Genomic DNA, 17147 nt, shown 5'->3' on the forward strand with positions numbered 1-17147 from the left:
GTATGTGCCGGGGCGGTATGCGGACGCGGGGGAGTTGGCTGGGCTTTGTGAGGTTCTGGGTGGGCTGCCTTATGTGACTCATATGCGGGGGTACGGAGCTTCGGCGGGGGTGGGGATGGCGGAGGTTGTGGAGATCGCGCGGCGGTCGGGGGTGGCCGTGCATGTTTCGCATCTTCACGGGCCGTCGGGGGAGTTGCTGGGGTTGGTGGGGAGAGCGCGGGGAGAAGGGGTGGATCTGAGTTTCGATACCTATCCCTATCTGCGGGGGAGCACGATTCTGGGGATGGTCGTGTTGCCGGCGTGGGTGCCCGCGGCTGATATCGAGAAGGCGATCGAGGTGCTCGTCAACGAGGGCGAGCGGGTTAAGCGGGAGTGGGGAGAGGTCGTCTGGGAGCGGTTGACGCTCGCGCACGCGCCTGGATTCGAGTGGGCTGAAGGGCTGACATTGCCCGAAGTCGCGGAGAGGCACGGGACTTCGGTCGAGGAGTTCTGCCGGGTGCTGTTGATTGAGACGCGGTTGGAGGCGGGCTGCGTAATGGCTCGTCCCGACGAAGGGCCCCGGGGAGAGGAATCGGTGCGCGCCGTCATGCGGGACCCCGGGCATATGGGCGGGTCAGACGGGATTCACGTCGGCGGCCATCCACATCCGCGGGCATATGGCACATTCGCGCGTTACCTCGGCCGTCATGTTCGTGAGTTGGCGGATCTCACCTGGGAGCAGGCCGCGGTCCATCTCGCGTCGCATCCGGCCAGGCGGTTCCACCTGCCCGACCGTGGTCTGATCCGGCGCGGCCAGGTAGCCGACCTGATCGTGGTAAATCCGGAAACGGTGGCGGATATCGCTACCTACAGCCACCCCCGGGAGCTCGCCGTCGGCATCGACGATGTCCTCGTGGCCGGTGTGCCCGTGCTCAAGGACGGGCGGCTGACCGGGGCGACCACGGGCCGTGCCCTCCGTGCCGCCTGAGGTCCAGTACGATCCACGGGGTGGTCTATACCGGTGGTGAGCGGAGGGCGGAATGAACAACTCTGACCCGTTCATCGACGAGCCCGTCATCGACTGGCGCACCCGCGGCTTCCTGCACCCGGAACCCATCACCAGAACCGACTTCGTGGCCGCCCGCCACTCCCTCTTCGACGGCCCGTTCACCTGGCCGCTGATGGTGCTGCGCCGCTCCGCCCTCGACCACAACATCGCGACACTCGCCCGCTTCGCCGCCGACCACGGCCTGACCTTCGCCCCGCACGGCAAGACCACCATGTCCCCCGAGCTCTGCCACGCCCAGCTCCGGGCCGGCGCCTGGGGCATGACCGCCGCCAACGCGTCCCAGACCCTCGCCTTCCGTCACTTCGGCGTAGAACGCGTTCTGCTCGCCAACGAGATTTACGACGTGGGAGCGCTCCACTGGCTGGCTGGCGAGCTCGCGGCGGGCTTCGAATGCCTGGTGTACGCCGACTGCCCCGAAGGCGTGGCGGCGCTCTCAGCGGCCGCGGGCGAGCGGCCCTTCCAGGTCCTGATCGAACTGGGCCAGCCCCAGGCCCGCACCGGCTGCCGCACCCTCGGCGAACTCACCGCCCTCGCCGACCTGATCACGACGACTCCGGGCGTCGAACTCGCCGGTGTGGCCGGCTACGAGGGCACCCAGCCCGGCCCCGCCGAGGTCCGCGCCTACCTCCGCGACCTGGCCCGAGCCGCCGACCTGGTCAGACCCCTGGTCCCGCACCCCATCGTCTCCGCGGGCGGCAGCGCCTGGTTCGACCTGGTCGCCGAAGAGCTCGGCCACCTCGACGCCACCGTGATCCTCCGCAGCGGCGCCTACATCGCCCACGACGAAGGTCTGTACGCCCGCGCCAGCCCCTTCGCCCACCTCCTCAAACCCGCCATCGAAGTCTGGGCCCAGGTGATCTCCACCCCCGAACCCGGCCTGATCATGGTCGGCATGGGCAAACGCGACGTCCCGTACGACATAGACCTGCCGATCCCGCACCGCACACCCCCCGGCGTCAAGGTCGACCGCATCCAGGACCAGCACACCTACCTCACCGGCGACGGCCTGCGCCCCGGCGACCTGGTCTCGTTCGGGATCTCCCACCCGTGCACCGCGTTCGACAAATGGCGCGTCATCCCCGTCGTCGACGACCACCACGTCGTGGTCGATTTGATCACCACCTATTTCTGACGAACCCAGGAGCATCCAGATGAGCGGCAAGCAGGAGATCCGTACCACCGACAGCTACGCGCCGGTCGGCCCGTACTCGCAGGGCCTGGTGGCAGGGGACTTCGTGTACACCGCGGGCGTGGGCCCGCTGGACGCGGCGACCGGCGAGGTGGTCGGCGACGACGTGGCCGAGCAGACCCACAAGACGCTGCGGAACCTGGGCGCGATCCTGGCCGCGCATGGTCTGACCTTCGACGACGTGGTGAAGTCGACGGTGCACCTGCAGAACCTGAAGGAGGACTTCGCCGCCTACAACGAGGTGTACAGGACCTACTTCACCGAGCCCTACCCGGTGCGGACCACCGTGGGCTCGCAGCTGCTCGACATCCTGGTGGAGATCGACTTCGTGGCCTACAAGGGGCAATAGGTGGACACCTCCGTGTACGTCTTCGCCGAGGACCTGGCCGAAGGCGTCGATCAGGTCCTCGACCGGATCATCGGCTACGGCGCGGCCGGGGTGACCATCGCGGCCGCCCACCAGCGGGCCAGGGACGTCACCCCGCATGGAGCCACCCGGCTGACCGTGCGCCACGACGGCGTGCGCGTCCCGCTGCCGGACGGCCTGTTCGAGCGCCTGGTCCCGCCGGTTCTGCCGGAACTCCCGCTGGCCGAACTGCGGCGCGGCGGGCTCGCCGTACACGGCTGGACGACGTTCCTGCGCAACGCCAGCATCGGCGAACGGCACCCGGAGGTCACCGTCCGCAACTGCTTCGGCGACCGCGGCGCCCCGGCCGACCTCTGCCCGGCCCACCCGGACGTCCGCGGTTACGCGGTCGGGCTGGCCCGCGCGGTCGCCCGGCAGGGCTTCGACAGCGTGGTCGCAGAAGCCCTGCATTTCAGCACGTTCAGCTACGAACGCTGCGCGGTGCCGCTCGGCCCGATGGACGCGTTCCTGTTCGGCCTCTGCTTCTGCCACCACTGCCTGCGCCGCGCCGCCGACCTGGGCGTCAACGCCGAGGTCGCCCGCGAGGAGTGCGGCAGGATCGTCGGCGGCGTGCTGGCCGGCGACTCGCCCGCGCAGGGCGAGGTCACCCGGGCGGCGCTCACCGCCTACGCCGGGCCCGAGGTCGTCGCCTACGCGCGGGCCCGGTCGGAGACCGTCACCACTCTGGTCGCGGACGTCGCCGCCGCCGTCACCGAGGAGGGCTCCGAGCTCACCTTCACCGACGGCACCGGCGCGGCCAAAGGGTATGCGGACGGGCTGCCGCCGGCCGGGCTGGCCGCTCACGACGCCTGGCAGTTCGGCGTCGACCTGGTCGCGCTCGGCGACATCGTGCAGTCCTTCGCCGTCCTGGCCTACGCGCGCGACGCGACCAGGGTCGCCGACGACGTGGCCGCCTACCAGCGGTCGGTCGGCAAGGACCGGGAGCTGCGCGCGGTGCTGCGGCCGGGCACCCCGGACATCGCCGCGCTCGGCGAGACCGACGCCACCGACCGGCTGGCCGCCAAGGTCCGGGCCGCCAAGGCCGCCGGAGCCCAGGCCGTCGACTTCTACGCCTACGGCCTGGCCCCGCTCAACGCGCTGGCCAGGATCAAGAGCGCCCTAGGCTGACTCGCGGACCACCAGCTCGGTGGGGAGTATCACCGGGCTGGCCGCGTTCTCGTCGCCCTCCAGCAGGCTGAGCAGCAGCTGCACCATGGCCGCCGCCTGCTCGATGATCGGATGCCGGACCGTGGTCAGCGGCGGGTCGGTGTACCTGGCCGCCTCGATGTCGTCGAACCCGACGATGGCCACGTCGTCGGGAACGGTCCTACCGGCGTGCCGCAGCGCCTGGATCGCGCCGATGGCCATCAGGTCGTTGGCGATGAAGACCGCGTCCAGCTGCGGATCGTCCTCCAGCAGCTGCCGCATCGCGATCGCGCCCGACTCGCGGGTGAAGTCGCCCACCGCCACGATGGAGCGCCGGTCGGAGTCGCGCAGCGCGGTCCGGTAGCCGGTCAGCCGGTCCTGCCCGCCGATCATGTCCTGCGGCCCGGCGATGGTGGCGATCCGCCGCCGCCCCCGGTCCAGCAGGTGCTTGACGGCCTTCTCGGCGCCGCCGACGTTGTCGTTGTCCACGTACGGCAGGGCGACAGGAACGGCGGGCCGGCCGTACGAGACGGCGGGCACCCCCATCCGGGTGATCGCCGCGGGCAGCGGGTCCGCGCCGTGCATCGAGATGAGCATGACGCCGTCCACGTGCCCGGAGGCGATGTAGCGCTCCACCCGGGCATGGCTCTGCGCGGTGCCGCTGAGCATGAGCACGACCTGTTTGTCGGCCGCCTCCAGCTCCACGCTGGCCGACCGGATCACCGTGGAGAACATCGGGTCGTCGGAGAACACCCGGGTCGGCGGTTCCGAGACCACCAGCGCGATCGAGTCGGTCCGCTGGGTGACCAGGCTGCGCGCCGCCGAGTTGGGCACGTAGCCGAGCTCGCGGACCGCCCGCATGACCACGTCCCGGATCTCCGGGCCGACCGTCGACTGCCCGTTGACGACCCTGGAAACGGTCGCCCGGGACACCCCCGCGCGCGCGGCGACGGCCTCCAAGGTGGGGCGCTTCATTGAGTCCTCCGCATAAATGAGAAATGCGCGACCTAGCGTACCGATCTTACGTAGTCGCAGGTCGGGCGATTGAACTTAGATTATTTGATTCCAGGTGGCGCATTTCTCATTTGCGAGTAATCAGCCCTTGATTCCGCCGGCCAGCAGCCCGCGGACGAAGTAGCGCTGCATGGACAGGAAGACCGCCAGCGGGATCACGATCGACACGAACGCACCCGCCGTGAGGCGTTGCCACTCGTTGCCCCGGGTGCCGGCCATCTGCGCCAGCCGTACCGTCATGGGCGCAGAATCGGGGGTGCCACCTGCGAAGATCAGCGCGACCAGCAGGTCGTTCCAGACCCAGAGGAACTGGAAGATGCCGAAGGAGGCCAGCGCGGGCATGACCAGCGGCAGCACGATCTTGCGCAGGATCGTGCCGTGGGTGGCGCCGTCCACCCGGGCCGCCTCGATGAGCGAGCCGGGCAGCTCGGACATGAAGTTGTGCAGCAGGAAGACGCCGAGCGGCAGGGCGAAACAGGTGTGCGCGAACCAGACCTGGATGAACCTGGCGGGGCCCTCCAGATCCCAGGCGGGCAGCACGGTCATCCCGAAGAGCTCGACGCCCTGGGAGAAGAACGACAGCAGCGGAACCAGCGCCATCTGCAGCGGCACCACCTGGAGCGCGAAGATCCCGATGTAGATCCAGTCCCGGCCGCGGAAGTCCAGCCAGCTCAGCGCGTACGCGGCGAAGGTGGCCAGGGCGACGGGGAACAGGACCGACGGGATGGTGATGACCAGCGAGTTGATCAGAAAGCTGGCCATCTGGCCGGACGAGGAGGAGGTGCCGAACAGCACCGACTGGTAGTTGTCCAGGGTCAGCTGCGGGTCGGCGAAGAACGACCACCAGCCGGTCTGCTTGATCTGGTCCTCGGGCCGGAACGAGGACAGGAACAGGCCGAACGTGGGCGTGGTCCAGAGCAGCGCGATCACGATCGCGATCAGGCTGGCCCAGCGGGTGGTCAGCCGCTTGCGCACCCGCGCGGTGGCGGCGTGCGCCCCGGACGAGGCGATCGGTTGGGCGACGGTGGTGGTCATCTAGGCCTCCCGGCGCTGCCGCAGCGTGCGGACCTGGTAGACGACGATGGGGATGACGAGGACGAAGAGGAACACCGCGAGGGCCGCGCCCTTGCCCGTCTCGCCGTAGCGGAAGGCCTGGTTGTACATCTCGTTCGCGATGACGCTGGTGTCGAACTGCCCGCCCGTCATGGTACGGACGATGTCGAACAGCTTCAGCGTCGCGATCGACTGAGTGACCAGCACCACGATCACGGCCGGCCGGATCGCCGGGATCGTGACGCGGAAGAACATCTGGATGGGGGTGGCCCCGTCCAGCCGGGCGGCCTCCACGATCTCGGAGGGAATGCCCTTGATCGCGGCCGACAGCACCACGGTGGCGAAGCCGGCCTGGATCCAGACCATCACGATGACCAGGAAGAAGGTGTTGATCGGCGGGTCCAGCAGCCACTGCTGCGGCGTGCCGCCGAACAGGACGACGATCTGGTTGAGCAGGCCGATCTGGTCGGCCTCCTCCGGGCGGTAGGCGTACACGAACCGCCAGATGATGCCCGCCCCGACGAACGAGATCGCCATCGGCAGGAACACCAGCGACTTGGCCAGCGACTCGAACCGGGTGTTGTCGACGACCACCGCGTACACCAGCCCGATCGCGGTGACCAGCAGCGGGACCAGCAGCACCCAGATGAGCGTGTTGCGCAGCACGGTGAGTGCCTCAGGCTGGGTGAACATCCACGCGTAGTTGTCCAGCCCGACGAAGCTGGAGCTGTCGCCGCTCATGAACGACAGGATGGTAGTGCGGATGCCCGGGACGACCAGGCCGATGCCCAGCAGGATCAGCGCGGGAGCGAGCAGGATGAAAGCGTGCAGTCTGGCCCGCTGGCGCATCGGCGCCCGGTCCAGGAGCAGCAGCATCAGGCCGACGAAGGCGAGGAAGGCGACGACGCCGATCAGAAGCTGAACCAGCTTGGGTTGCTCGGCCGCGAAGTCGAAGTTCAGATCCATGGGGGTATGGGTCTCCCTTGAGGCAGGCAACGTCCGGCCCCGGGGGCCGGAGCCGGACGTTTACTTCACCCTGTTGAGCTTTAGTGAGAAAGTCGTGATCTGGACAGCCGTAGCGGTGAATTGCCCGGTCGGCGGCACCACGGCTGGCCAAGGGACGGGTTTCTCGCTAAGCAGGTTCTACGACTTCGGCCAGGAAGCGTCAATGTAGTCCAGGGTGGACTTCGTGTCCTTGCCGTTGATCCAGTCGGTCATGCCCTTCCAGAAGGTGCCGGCGCCGACGGCGGCGGGCATCAGGTCGGAACCGTCGAAGCGGAAGATCGTCGCCGGGTCCTGGAGGATCTCCATGGAGAGGCGGTCGATCGGGTTCTGCGCGTTGGCCAGGTCCACGCCCTTGTTGGCGGAGACGTAGGTGGCCAGCTTCATCCGGCGGTTCGGGAAGTCGGTGCCGGCCAGGTAGGCCTGGACCGCCTGGACCTCGGGACGGTCGGCGAAGGCCGCGACGAACTCGCCGCCGCCGAGCACCGGCTTCTTGGAGGTGTCGTTGCCGGGAAGGTAGAACGCGTAGACGTCGTCCTGCTCGCCGACCTTGGTGCCCTCCGGCCAGAAGTTGGCGTAGAAGGAGGCCTGCCGGTGCAGGGCGCACTTGCCCTCGGTGATCGGCACGCCGCCCTCCTGGAAGGCGGTGCTGGAGATCGACTTGACCGGGCCGTAGCCGCCGTTGACGTACTTGTCGTTCTTCAGGATGGCGCCGACCTTGTCGACCGCCGCGACGACCTTCGGGTCGTTGAAGGCGAGCTTGTGGGCGACCCAGTTGTCGTACTCCTCGGCGCCGAGCTCGCGGAGGATGACGTCCTCGATCCAGTCGGTGGCCGGCCAGCCGGTGGCGTCACCGGACTCGATGCCCGCGCACCACGGCTTGATGCCGGTGGCCGCGATGGTGTCGGTGAGGGTCATCATCTCGTCCCACGTCGTGGGGATGGCCCAGCCCTTCTCGGCGAACATCTTCGGCGAGTACCAGACGAAGGACTTGACGCTGGCGCCGAGCGGGGCGCCGTAGAAGACGTTGTCGACGGTGGCGTACTTGGCCCAGTCGGCCGACCAGTTGGTGTCGGTCAGCTCCTTGACCTTGGGGGAGGCCGGCTTGAGCTTGCCCGCCTTGGCGAAGCGCTCCAGCAGACCGGGCTGCGGGAAGAAGGCGATGTCGGGCGGGTTGCCGGCGTCGGAGCGGACCTGGATCTGCGCCTCGAACTCTCCGGTGCCCTCGTATGTGATCTTCATTCCGGTGCACTTGGCGAACGGGGCCCAGGCTTCCTGGAACAGGTCCGCTTCGGTGTCACGGATGGGGGAGTAGATGCTCACTGTCTTGCCGGCGAACGAGCCGTATTCGGCGAACGGCTCGCACTCCGCGGAGACGCTCGCGCTGCCGGCGGCGGCGGGCGGCGTCGTGGTCTCCGAAGACCCGCATCCAGAAGCGATCAGCGTCAGGCCGGCGGCGATGGCTGTGATACGGGCGGGTCGAGAGAGGAGCGACATAGACCCTTCCTCCAAAGTTTTACCGGGAACTCTCACGAGAGAGCGATTCCGGAAGCCTTATCTCTTAACCGGGGGATGTCAATCGATGTGAGCTGACGGTTACGGGATTGTGAAATGCTTCGTTTTTGCACGAAGAGAGCGCTCTCTTCGTGCCTGGGGAAAGGCGCGGGCGGCACGAGGGCCGCCCGGCCGAGCCGGTCGCCGTTGCCGACGCGGTGTCGGTGGAGGACTCCGGCGTGGCGCCCCGCTGGGCGCCGCGCCGCGCCAGGCCATCGCCCGCGCCGGGGACGATCAGTGCCGTCGCCACAATGCCGGCGGATACGACGACTGTTGGAACGCACGGATACCTCCTTGGGTACCGGGCTTGGCGGGGTTGCGCCCGCAGTGAGGTGTTTCAGAGAGCGCTCTCAGAGATCGGAAGGTAGTCCCGGGGTTACCGTTACGTCAATGGGTCATCACGAGCCACCCCGGGACCGTGTGCTACTCGGCCTACCTTGACAGGCGGTCCATCCAGCCGGGATGCTGCCTGAGAGCGCTCTCACGGGGAGGCGCGGGGAGGGGCGAGACGACATGACCGTGTCCGCGGAGTTGGCTCGGGGGGCGGAATCCGGCGTGCTGGAGTTCCCCAAGGGATTCGTCTGGGGGACGGCCACGGCCGCGTACCAGATCGAGGGCGCCGCCCGCGAGGACGGCCGGGGCCCGTCCATCTGGGACACGTTCTCGCGGACCCCCGGCAAGGTGCATCTCGGCCACACCGGCGAGGTCGCCTGCGACCACTACCACCGCTCCGCGAGCGACGTCGCGATCATGGCCGGTCTGGGCATGGGCGCCTACCGGTTCTCGGTGTCCTGGCCGCGCATCCAGCCGGACGGCTCAGGCCCGGCCAATTCCCGGGGGCTGGACTTCTACGACCGGCTGGTCGACGAGCTGGGCGGGCACGGCATCACGCCGATCCTGACCCTCTACCACTGGGACCTGCCGCAGACCCTCGAAGACCACGGCGGCTGGACGAACCGCGCCACCGCCGAGCGTTTCGCCGAATACGCGACGCTGGTGCACCGGCGGCTCGGCGACCGCGTCGACCTGTGGACCACGCTCAACGAACCGTGGTGTTCCGCGTTCCTCGGGTACGCGGCGGGGTTGCACGCGCCGGGCCGTACCGATCCGGGCGCGGCCTACGCGGCCGCCCACCACCTGCTGCTCGCCCACGGTCTCGCCAACCGGGAGCTCCGGCGCGCCGGGGCCCGCGAGGTCGGCATCACCCTCAACCTGGCCCCCGTCCGGGGCAACGACCTGACCGCGGTCGCCGTCCCCGACGGCATCCTGAACCGGATCTTCCTGGACCCGGTGCTCCGCGGCGAATACCCGACCGACGTGGTACGGCGAGCCGAGCGTTTCACCGACTGGTCCTTCGTCCGCGACGGCGACCTGGCCCTGATCGGCGCCCCCATCGACATGCTCGGCGTGAACTACTACCACCCGTTCCAGGTCGAACCGCGCCCCGGCCAGCCCGCCAACCCGGTCTTCCCCGGCAGCGAGGGCATCGGCTTCATCGACAAGCCGGGCCCGACCACCGCCATGGGCTGGCCGATCGAGGCCGACGGCCTGACCGAACTACTCATCGGGCTCAAGCGCGACTACCCCGCCGTCCCGCTCTTCATCACCGAGAACGGCGCCGCCTTCGAGGACGTGCTGGCCGGCGGCCGGGTCGGCGACGAACGCCGGATCGCCTTCCTGGACGCACACTTCCGGGCCGCGCACGCCGCCATCGCCGCCGGGGTCGACCTGCGCGGCTACCTAGTGTGGTCGTTCATGGACAACTTTGAGTGGGCGTACGGGTACGAGAAGAGGTTCGGGCTGGTTTACGTGGACTACGCCTCGCAGGAGCGCGTGCCGAAGGACAGCGCCCGGTGGTACAGCGAGGTCATCAGGCGAAACGGACTGCCCGCGTGACCGTCACCCAGTGGGGACCGGCGTGAGCGTTGGGCGCTCCGCGGTGGACAATGCGATCACGCGTCCGGCGTTGGAGATTGCGGGGGGATCGGCGTGAGCATCGTGCGCCCCACCCTGGAGAAGGTGGCCGCCCGGGCCGGGGTTTCCCGGGCGACCGTCTCCCGGGTGGTCAACGGCTCGTCGAGTGTGGGGGAGGACATCCGGGTCGCGGTGCTGCGCGCCGTCGACGAATTGGGATATGTCCCCAATTTCGCGGCACGCAGCCTGGTCACCCAGCGGGCCGACTCGATCGCGCTCGTCTTCTCCGAACCCCCGGTCCGCGTGTTCTCTGACGACCCCACCTTCGCGGGGATCATCCGCGGCGTCAGCCAGCAGATCGAGGCGGCCGACAAGCAGCTCGTCCTGATGATGGCCGGAACCGCTCGCGGCCACGAACGGGTCGAGCGCTACACCACGGCCGGGCACGTGGACGGGGTGATCATCGCCTCGATGCACGGCGCCGACCCGCTGCCCGCCGCCCTGGCCCGGCGTGGCATCCCCGTCGTGTGCAGCGGCCGGCCGATCACCAGCAACGGCCTGCCCTACGTCGACATGGACAACGTGTCCGGCGCGGTCCAAGCCGTGACCCACCTGCTGGACCGAGGCCGCCGCCGCATCGCCACCATCGCCGGCCCGCCCGACATGATCGCCGGCATCGACCGCCTGACCGGCTACCGCCAGGTCCTGCGCGACTCCGGCCGCCGCTCCATCATCGCCATCGGCGACTTCACCCGGGACTCCGGCGCGCTGGCCATGCGCCAGCTCCTGGAAGACGACCCCGCCCTGGACGCCGTCTTCGTCGCCTCCGACATGATGGCCTTCGGCGCCATGCAAACCTTGCGCCAGGCCGGCCGCCGAGTCCCCGACGACGTCGCCGTCGTCGGCTTCGACGACGTCCCCTCAGCCGTCTACACCGACCCACCCCTGACCACCGTCCGCCAGCCGACCCTACGCATGGGCCGCGAACTGGCCCGCCTCCTCCTCACCCCCAACCCCGAATCCCCCGTGGTCCTCCCCACCGAACTAGTGATCCGAGAGTCGACTTAGAATGCCGTCCCCCGCGCGGTGTCCTCGGCGACCTGCTGGTCACCTCCCGGTTCACCAGCGAGCCGCCGCCCGCCAGCACGGTCGCCCAGTTTGCCGCCTGTGCGGGGTTACTCGCGCGAAACGGTGCCGGATAGGTCTTTCGGAAAGACCGGAGGCCGCCGCCCCTGGCCCTCTTGGCGCCGGTATGGCGAGAAGTGGCGTCGGCGTGAACGGCGCCGGATAACGGTGAGTAACCGACTGTCTCGCCAGGCGCGCTCGGTGTTTCGGGTGGGAGCGCTCAAGAAAAGATGGACGGCGAGTGAATGGAGGCCCTCTACTAAAGGGGTGGGTTTCACCGGAGGCCGACCGGCCGGGTGAGGCCGTTCATGGGGGGAGGGGGTCACACGATCGTGCCGTGGACGCCCCAGACTTCGGCGATGCGGTTGAGGTGTTCCTGGTGGACGCCGTCGACGCCGGTCGCGCGCCAGCCGTCGGGAGGGTCGGATTCGGCCGGCCAAAGGGCGTACTGCCCCTCGCCGCTGATGATGACCTTGAAGGTGGCCACGGTCGCCCCTTCTCTCCTGAGAGCGCTCTCTACCGAGAGTGCTCGTATTTTCCGAACCCGTCAAGGGGTGTAGGTTCGGAACCTGAACATGGGAGATCGTTTATGGCGAACTCGCTGTCCGCGCTCCGCGAGTCGAACCGGCGCATGGTCACCGAAGCGGTACGAAATGCGGGCACGCTAACCCAGGCCCAACTCGCCCGGACCACCGGCCTCTCCCCGGCGACGGTCTCCACCATCGTCCGCGAACTCCGTGACCTGGGCGTTCTCGCCATCACCTCGGGCGGAGGCCGCCGGAACGCGGTCACCCTGGCCCCCGAGACCGGCCTCCTGGTCGGCATCGACTTCGGCCACTCGCACCTGCGCGTCGCGATCGGCGAGGTCACCCGCCAGGTCCTGGCCGAACGCGCGATCCCCTTCGATGTGGACGCCAGCGCCGCCGAGGGCCTGCTGGCCGCGGAACTGCTGGTCGACGAGCTGCTGGAAGCGGTCGGAGCCGAGCGTGACGACATCCTGGGGGTGGGACTCGGTGTTCCGGGTCCGATCGATCCGCTGACCGGGATCCTGGGGTCGAGCACGATCCTGCCGGGGTGGGTGGGCATCAATCCGGCGCTGGCCATGGAGGAGCGGCTCGGCCTGGCCGTACACGTCGACAATGACGCGAATCTGGGCGCTCTGGCCGAGGCGACCTGGGGGGCCGCGCGGGGGCGGCGGGACGTCGCGTACCTGAAGGTCGCGTCCGGGGTGGGCGCGAGCATCATCATCGACGGCCGGGTGTATCGCGGCGCGAGCGGGGCCGCGGGGGAGCTCGGGCACATCACCATCGACGAGAACGGGCGGCTCTGCCGGTGCGGGAACCGGGGTTGCCTGGAGACGCTCGCGGGCGGCCTCTACTTGACTGAGCTGGTCAGAGCCACGCACGGACCCGGTGTCACGGTCTCCCGGCTGGTCGAGCTGGCAGTCAGCGGGGACGTCGGCTGCCGCCGGGTGATCGGCGACGCGGGCCGTCATCTGGGTGTCGCCGTCGCCAGCCTGTGCAACATACTCAACCCTGGCCTGGTCGTCGTCGGCGGCGCGCTCGCCGAAGCCGGCGCGCTCCTGATCGACCCCATTCTGGAAGTCGTCCGACGGCTCGCGATCCCCAGCGCCGCCGCCGTCCTCGCGGTGGTACCCGGCGTGCTGGGCGAACGCGCCGGCGTGCTCGGCGCGCTTGCCAGTGTTCAGGTCTCGAACATTGAGAGCGCTCTCTAGATCCTCACTTCTGGGCCTTGACCGCTGTTGGACTAAGGCGCAAAGTAACCTCAATCGCCCATCAGCGCTGCGGTGACTGCGGTATCCCCTCACTCGAGAGGTTCCTCATGCAATCCGTACGAGTTAGAAAACGCTCTCTGCTTGGGTGGCTGACGGCAATACTCCTCCCCGTGAGCCTCCTCAACGCCATGGCCGCCAACGCGGCCGTCCCGGCGACCCCGTCCGGCTGGAGCCTGGTCTGGTCCGACGACTTCAACGGCAGCGCGGGCTCGCTGCCCTCCTCGGCGAACTGGCAGATCGACACCGGCCACGGCTACCCCGGCGGGCCCGGCAACTGGGGCACCGGAGAGATCCAGAACTACACGGCGAACCCCGCCAACGTCAGCCTGGACGGCTCCGGCAACCTCCGGATCACGCCCATCGGCAGCGGTAACAACTGGACGTCAGCCCGCATCGAGACCCGCCGGGCCGACTTCAAGCCGGCCGCCGGGCGGATTCTGCGGATCGAAGGCCGGATCCAGATGCCCAACGTGACCGGCAACGCCGCGCTCGGCTACTGGCCGGCGTTCTGGGCGCTGGGCGCGCCGTACCGGGGGAACTACTGGAACTGGCCGGCCATCGGCGAGTTCGACATCATGGAGAACGTCAACGGGATCAATTCGGTCTGGGGCGTGCTGCACTGCGGCGTCAGCGCCGGCGGGCCGTGCAACGAGACCACCGGCATCGGCGCCAGCCGCGCCTGCCCCGGTTCTTCGTGCCAGTCGGCGTTCCACACCTACCGCTTCGAATGGGACCGGTCGGTCAACCCCAACCAGTTACGTTGGTACGTGGACGGCCAGCAGTTCCACAGCGTCAGCCAGGGCCAGTTCGACGCGACAACGTGGAACAACATGACCAGCCACGCCGGATATTTCATCCTTTTGAACGTGGCCATCGGCGGTGCTTTCCCGAACGCCCTCGCCGGGTTCGGCACCCCCACCGCCGCGACCGTCTCCGGCCGGCCCATGGTCGTCGACTACGTGGCCGTCTGGCAGAGCGGCACCGGCACCACCCCGCCGCCCACCTCGCCCACCCCGTCCCCGCCCCCCGGCGGCGGCGTGGACGCGCGCTCCACCATCCAAGCGGAGGCGTACCAGGCCCAGGCGGGCACCATCCGCGAAACCACCACCGACGCCGGCGGCGGCCAGAACGTCGGCGCCATCACCAACGGCGACTGGCTCCGCTTCGACGGCGTCAACTTCGGCTCAACCGCCGCCACCCAGTTCCGCGCCCGGGTGGCCTCCGGCGCGGCCGGCGGCGTCAGCGGCCTCATCCAGGTCCGCCTCGACAGCCTCACCGGCCCGGTGATCGGCGACTTCGCGCTCGCCAACACCGGCGGCTGGCAGAGCTGGCGAACCATCCCCGCCAACATCACCCCCGTAACCGGCACCCACACGGTCTACCTGACCTTCAGCAGCGGCCAACCGGCTGACTTCATCAACGTCAACTGGTTCACCTTCTCGACAACCTGACCAAAACGGGGGTTGGGCACGGTCTCGTTCGAGACCGTGCCCAACCCCCGGCCGGCGTCAGTGTTGACTACCGGAACTGTGATTCGAGCACCCGGCTCTCGCGAGGTCGCGGAGCAGCGCTATTTCCGCCATGTGGTGGATGAACTCGCGGTTCTGCCACCAGAGGATGCCGATAAACGGGATGCCCGTATCGAGTCCTGCCGGAAACTGGCTCAAGCCCACCGTGTCGAGTTGAGTCTCATCGAGTCCGGCGACATCTTCGGACCACCGGTCGACTATTTTCCACAGCTGGTCCTGGGCGTCGTCGGCCGTGTGCGGGATTTCGAGATCGTCGAAGAGTTTCTCCCGGCCGCCGAACGTCCACTCCCAGCGCAGGTCGAAGCCCACGATGAGATGGGCCATCCGCCAGGCGATCGTCGTGACCGGCGGCGAGGACGGCTCCGGTGCGGCGTATTCGCACACCCACTCGCCCTTGCCGAAGGCCGCGCTCGCGCTCGTTTCCGTACGACGCCGGACTGACCACGCGCCTTCGGCGGGCTCCCAGAAGTATTCGTCGTCGGTCAGGCCCGCCATGCGCTCCCGCGCGTACTCGAAGGAGAATTTCAGCTGGTCGAGCAGGATTCCGACTCGATCGGTTCGCAACTCCATGGTCGCCCACTACCCCGGGCGGCTCGCGTTATGACGACCACTGAAAGTGCTCGAGAAAGGACCGATCTCCCGACGCGTAGGCCAGAAAGCAGGCGCGGACCTCGTTCAGTTCGTCGATCCTGGTGGCCCGGATGACGCCACTCTCCTTGAACTCCAGCTCAAAGGCACCGTCCGGAGAGACCTGCATGAAGTGCCGGCCGTACAGAACGAGCGCCACGAACGGATTCTGCGCCGACATCGTCCCCAGCGCGTCGTGGACCAACCCCAGATCGGGATCGGTCACCACCATCCCGTCCCCCGTATGCAGCTGGATCCCCGGATAGGCCCCCAGCGGCTCCCGATTGTGAACAAGATCCCGCTGCGGGTCATAACAAACAAGACCCTCATCCCGCGCGAACGCAAAAACCGCGTTCGACACCTCATCCACCCGATCCGCCCCGATCCGGATCAGACCCCCACTGACATCCTCATCCGGAAACCGCTCCTTCAGCAGCGGCGCCTCGGCACGCCGATACCGCTCCCGCGCCAGCGCCCGCCCGATCGGCTCGCTCTCCCGCCACACCGCCAGCTCAAAGCCCATGGCCCCGACGCCCGTGTCCCTGAAGCTCATGCCCCCAACGCTCATGTCCCCGACGATAGACGCGCCTCCGCGGCCAGATCGCGCACCACCTCGATCAGCTCGGCCGGATCGAACGGCTTCGTCAGATAGGCGTCGACCCCGATCCCCAGCCCGCGCCGCCGATCATCCTCCTGCGCCCGCGCCGTGATCAGCACCACCTTGATGTGCGTGGTCAGCGCATCGGCCCGCAGCTTGGTCGCCGTCTCCCAGCCGTCCAGCCGCGGCATCATCACATCCAGTGTGATGACATCCGGATCGACCTCCCGCACCCGATCAAGACAGTCCTGTCCATCCGACGCGGTATAGACATCGAAGCCCTCCAAGGTCAGATTGACCGCGATGAGCTGTCGAATGACCTCATCGTCATCCACTACGAGTACGCGCCCCAGAACCTCACCCACGGCCGCGAGGCTAACCCCTCCAAGGGGTACCACGCGCGGTTTTCGCCGGATGTGTACGCCCCTGCCGCAACACCCTCAACAATCATGGTGACGAGCGCCCCCTGAGTACTGGTAATCTAGCTACACGTTGAGCCCCCTTAGCTCAGGGGATAGAGCACCGGCCTCCGGAGCCGGGAGCGCAAGTTCGAATCTTGCAGGGGGCACCACCGATCCACCAGGGGAAACCCGCCAACGACCTGCGGAAACGCGGGTCGTTTCGCTTGTCGGCATGTGCCACGTAGTGCCGCTAATAGCCGACCTATGCCGTTGATCGTGTGCCAATAGTGTGCCGCTGCGACCTAGCGCGACAGGCGATCACCAAAAAGTGGTTCAGCCGCCCTTCCGCGCGGAGCGCGGCCTAGGAAGTCGCGCGAAACGCCATAGGCTCTTGCTCCACTCCCGGGCGCTGAGAGCGCCGTAGGCGGCTTTGATCTTTGTCCTGATGTCATTACATAGGGACGATGTCTCACGGCTCTAGGCGGCTTTAAGCCGGGAGAGGCGTCCGTGCCCCGCGTCCTGCCGTCGTCTCCGGCCGGCCGCTATGCCCTTGAGGACAGCGGAGACAAGGCCAGGGACAGCTGTCCCCCGACACTGTCCCTCATGATCCGCTTCGTTCCCGCAGGTCAACCTGCCCACGGGGCCACCTCGGTGAAGGCCGTTACATGTTGGACGTGATCTCCCACCTTAAGATCTCCCCTCATTATCCGCACTGTCGCCACTTCCCGCCTTGTCTTGGGTACCAC

17 protein-coding genes and 1 tRNA gene are annotated in these 17147 nt (G+C 68.3%); 9 read left to right on the top strand and 9 right to left on the bottom strand.

Features of this window, described 5'->3' with window-relative positions; genetic code table 11:
* Nucleotides 1-229: 229 nt before the first annotated feature.
* Genes Acor_RS40005 through Acor_RS40020 form a run of 4 tightly spaced genes read left to right on the top strand, consistent with a single transcriptional unit; the run spans nt 230 to nt 3771 of the window.
* Nucleotides 230-967, top strand: coding sequence for an amidohydrolase family protein (locus Acor_RS40005; RefSeq protein WP_246239813.1), 738 nt, complete (start codon nt 230-232; stop codon nt 965-967).
* A 52-nt stretch (nt 968-1019) separates the two neighbouring features.
* Nucleotides 1020-2180: a type III PLP-dependent enzyme domain-containing protein gene (locus Acor_RS40010; RefSeq protein ID WP_155341984.1), complete on the top strand. Its 1161-nt coding sequence runs from the start codon at nt 1020-1022 to the stop codon at nt 2178-2180.
* Nucleotides 2181-2199: 19 nt separating this feature from the next.
* A complete protein-coding gene (locus tag Acor_RS40015; protein ID WP_155341985.1) occupies nt 2200-2586 on the top strand; it encodes a RidA family protein in 387 nt (128 codons plus the stop codon).
* Complete coding sequence (locus Acor_RS40020; protein ID WP_155341986.1) at nt 2587-3771, top strand: hypothetical protein; 1185 nt, start codon at nt 2587-2589, stop codon at nt 3769-3771.
* On the opposite strand, the gene Acor_RS40025 is transcribed toward Acor_RS40020, so the two are convergent.
* The 4 genes from Acor_RS40025 to Acor_RS40040 form a co-directional block, all read right to left on the bottom strand.
* Nucleotides 3763-4764 (bottom strand): LacI family DNA-binding transcriptional regulator, encoded by a 1002-nt coding sequence (locus Acor_RS40025; protein WP_155341987.1) that lies wholly within the window; start codon nt 4762-4764, stop codon nt 3763-3765. The genes Acor_RS40020 and Acor_RS40025 overlap by 9 nt on opposite strands.
* Nucleotides 4765-4884: 120 nt before the next feature.
* On the bottom strand, nt 4885-5838 hold the full coding sequence (locus Acor_RS40030; protein WP_155341988.1) for a carbohydrate ABC transporter permease: 954 nt from the start codon (nt 5836-5838) through the stop codon (nt 4885-4887).
* Nucleotides 5839-6816, bottom strand: a complete 978-nt coding sequence (locus tag Acor_RS40035; protein WP_155341996.1) for a carbohydrate ABC transporter permease — start codon at nt 6814-6816, stop codon at nt 5839-5841.
* A gap of 183 nt (nt 6817-6999) precedes the next feature.
* Nucleotides 7000-8355 carry an ABC transporter substrate-binding protein gene (locus Acor_RS40040; protein WP_155341989.1) on the bottom strand — a complete coding sequence of 452 codons (1356 nt, stop codon included), beginning with the start codon at nt 8353-8355 and terminating at the stop codon, nt 7000-7002.
* A 570-nt stretch (nt 8356-8925) separates the two neighbouring features.
* Here Acor_RS40040 and Acor_RS40045 point away from each other — a divergent pair.
* Together Acor_RS40045 and Acor_RS40050 are read left to right on the top strand one after the other, a co-directional pair.
* Nucleotides 8926-10308, top strand: a complete 1383-nt coding sequence (locus Acor_RS40045; protein WP_155341990.1) for a GH1 family beta-glucosidase — start codon at nt 8926-8928, stop codon at nt 10306-10308.
* Between the two features lie 99 nt (nt 10309-10407).
* Nucleotides 10408-11394: a LacI family DNA-binding transcriptional regulator gene (locus tag Acor_RS40050; protein WP_155341997.1), complete on the top strand. Its 987-nt coding sequence runs from the start codon at nt 10408-10410 to the stop codon at nt 11392-11394.
* Between the two features lie 379 nt (nt 11395-11773).
* Here Acor_RS40050 and Acor_RS40055 read toward each other — a convergent pair whose 3' ends face one another.
* Nucleotides 11774-11938, bottom strand: coding sequence for an MbtH family NRPS accessory protein (locus tag Acor_RS40055; protein ID WP_155341991.1), 165 nt, complete (start codon nt 11936-11938; stop codon nt 11774-11776).
* Nucleotides 11939-12040: 102 nt separating this feature from the next.
* Here Acor_RS40055 and Acor_RS40060 point away from each other — a divergent pair, with 102 nt between their 5' ends.
* Together Acor_RS40060 and Acor_RS40065 are read left to right on the top strand one after the other, a co-directional pair.
* Nucleotides 12041-13186 carry an ROK family transcriptional regulator gene (locus Acor_RS40060; RefSeq protein WP_155341992.1) on the top strand — a complete coding sequence of 382 codons (1146 nt, stop codon included), beginning with the start codon at nt 12041-12043 and terminating at the stop codon, nt 13184-13186.
* Between the two features lie 170 nt (nt 13187-13356).
* A complete protein-coding gene (locus Acor_RS40065) occupies nt 13357-14697 on the top strand; it encodes a glycoside hydrolase family 16 protein (RefSeq protein WP_246239814.1) in 1341 nt (446 codons plus the stop codon).
* A 57-nt stretch (nt 14698-14754) separates the two neighbouring features.
* Here Acor_RS40065 and Acor_RS40070 read toward each other — a convergent pair whose 3' ends face one another.
* From Acor_RS40070 to Acor_RS40080, 3 genes are read right to left on the bottom strand one after another with little or no spacing between them, the layout of a single operon-like run.
* Entirely contained in the window at nt 14755-15345 is a 591-nt protein-coding gene (locus tag Acor_RS40070; protein ID WP_155341994.1) for a DinB family protein, read from the bottom strand.
* Nucleotides 15346-15373: 28 nt separating this feature from the next.
* Nucleotides 15374-15955: a hypothetical protein gene (locus tag Acor_RS40075; RefSeq protein ID WP_155341995.1), complete on the bottom strand. Its 582-nt coding sequence runs from the start codon at nt 15953-15955 to the stop codon at nt 15374-15376.
* 11 nt (nt 15956-15966) lie between these two features.
* Nucleotides 15967-16365: a response regulator transcription factor gene (locus Acor_RS40080; protein ID WP_246239815.1), complete on the bottom strand. Its 399-nt coding sequence runs from the start codon at nt 16363-16365 to the stop codon at nt 15967-15969.
* 131 nt (nt 16366-16496) lie between these two features.
* On the opposite strand from Acor_RS40080, the gene Acor_RS40085 reads away from it, so the two are divergent.
* A tRNA-Arg gene (locus Acor_RS40085) sits at nt 16497-16571 on the top strand.
* A gap of 456 nt (nt 16572-17027) precedes the next feature.
* On the opposite strand, the gene Acor_RS46575 is transcribed toward Acor_RS40085, so the two are convergent.
* Entirely contained in the window at nt 17028-17147 is a 120-nt protein-coding gene (locus Acor_RS46575) for a hypothetical protein (RefSeq protein WP_422664868.1), read from the bottom strand.

Source organism: Acrocarpospora corrugata (genome assembly GCF_009687845.1).
Lineage (GTDB): Bacteria > Actinomycetota > Actinomycetes > Streptosporangiales > Streptosporangiaceae > Acrocarpospora > Acrocarpospora corrugata.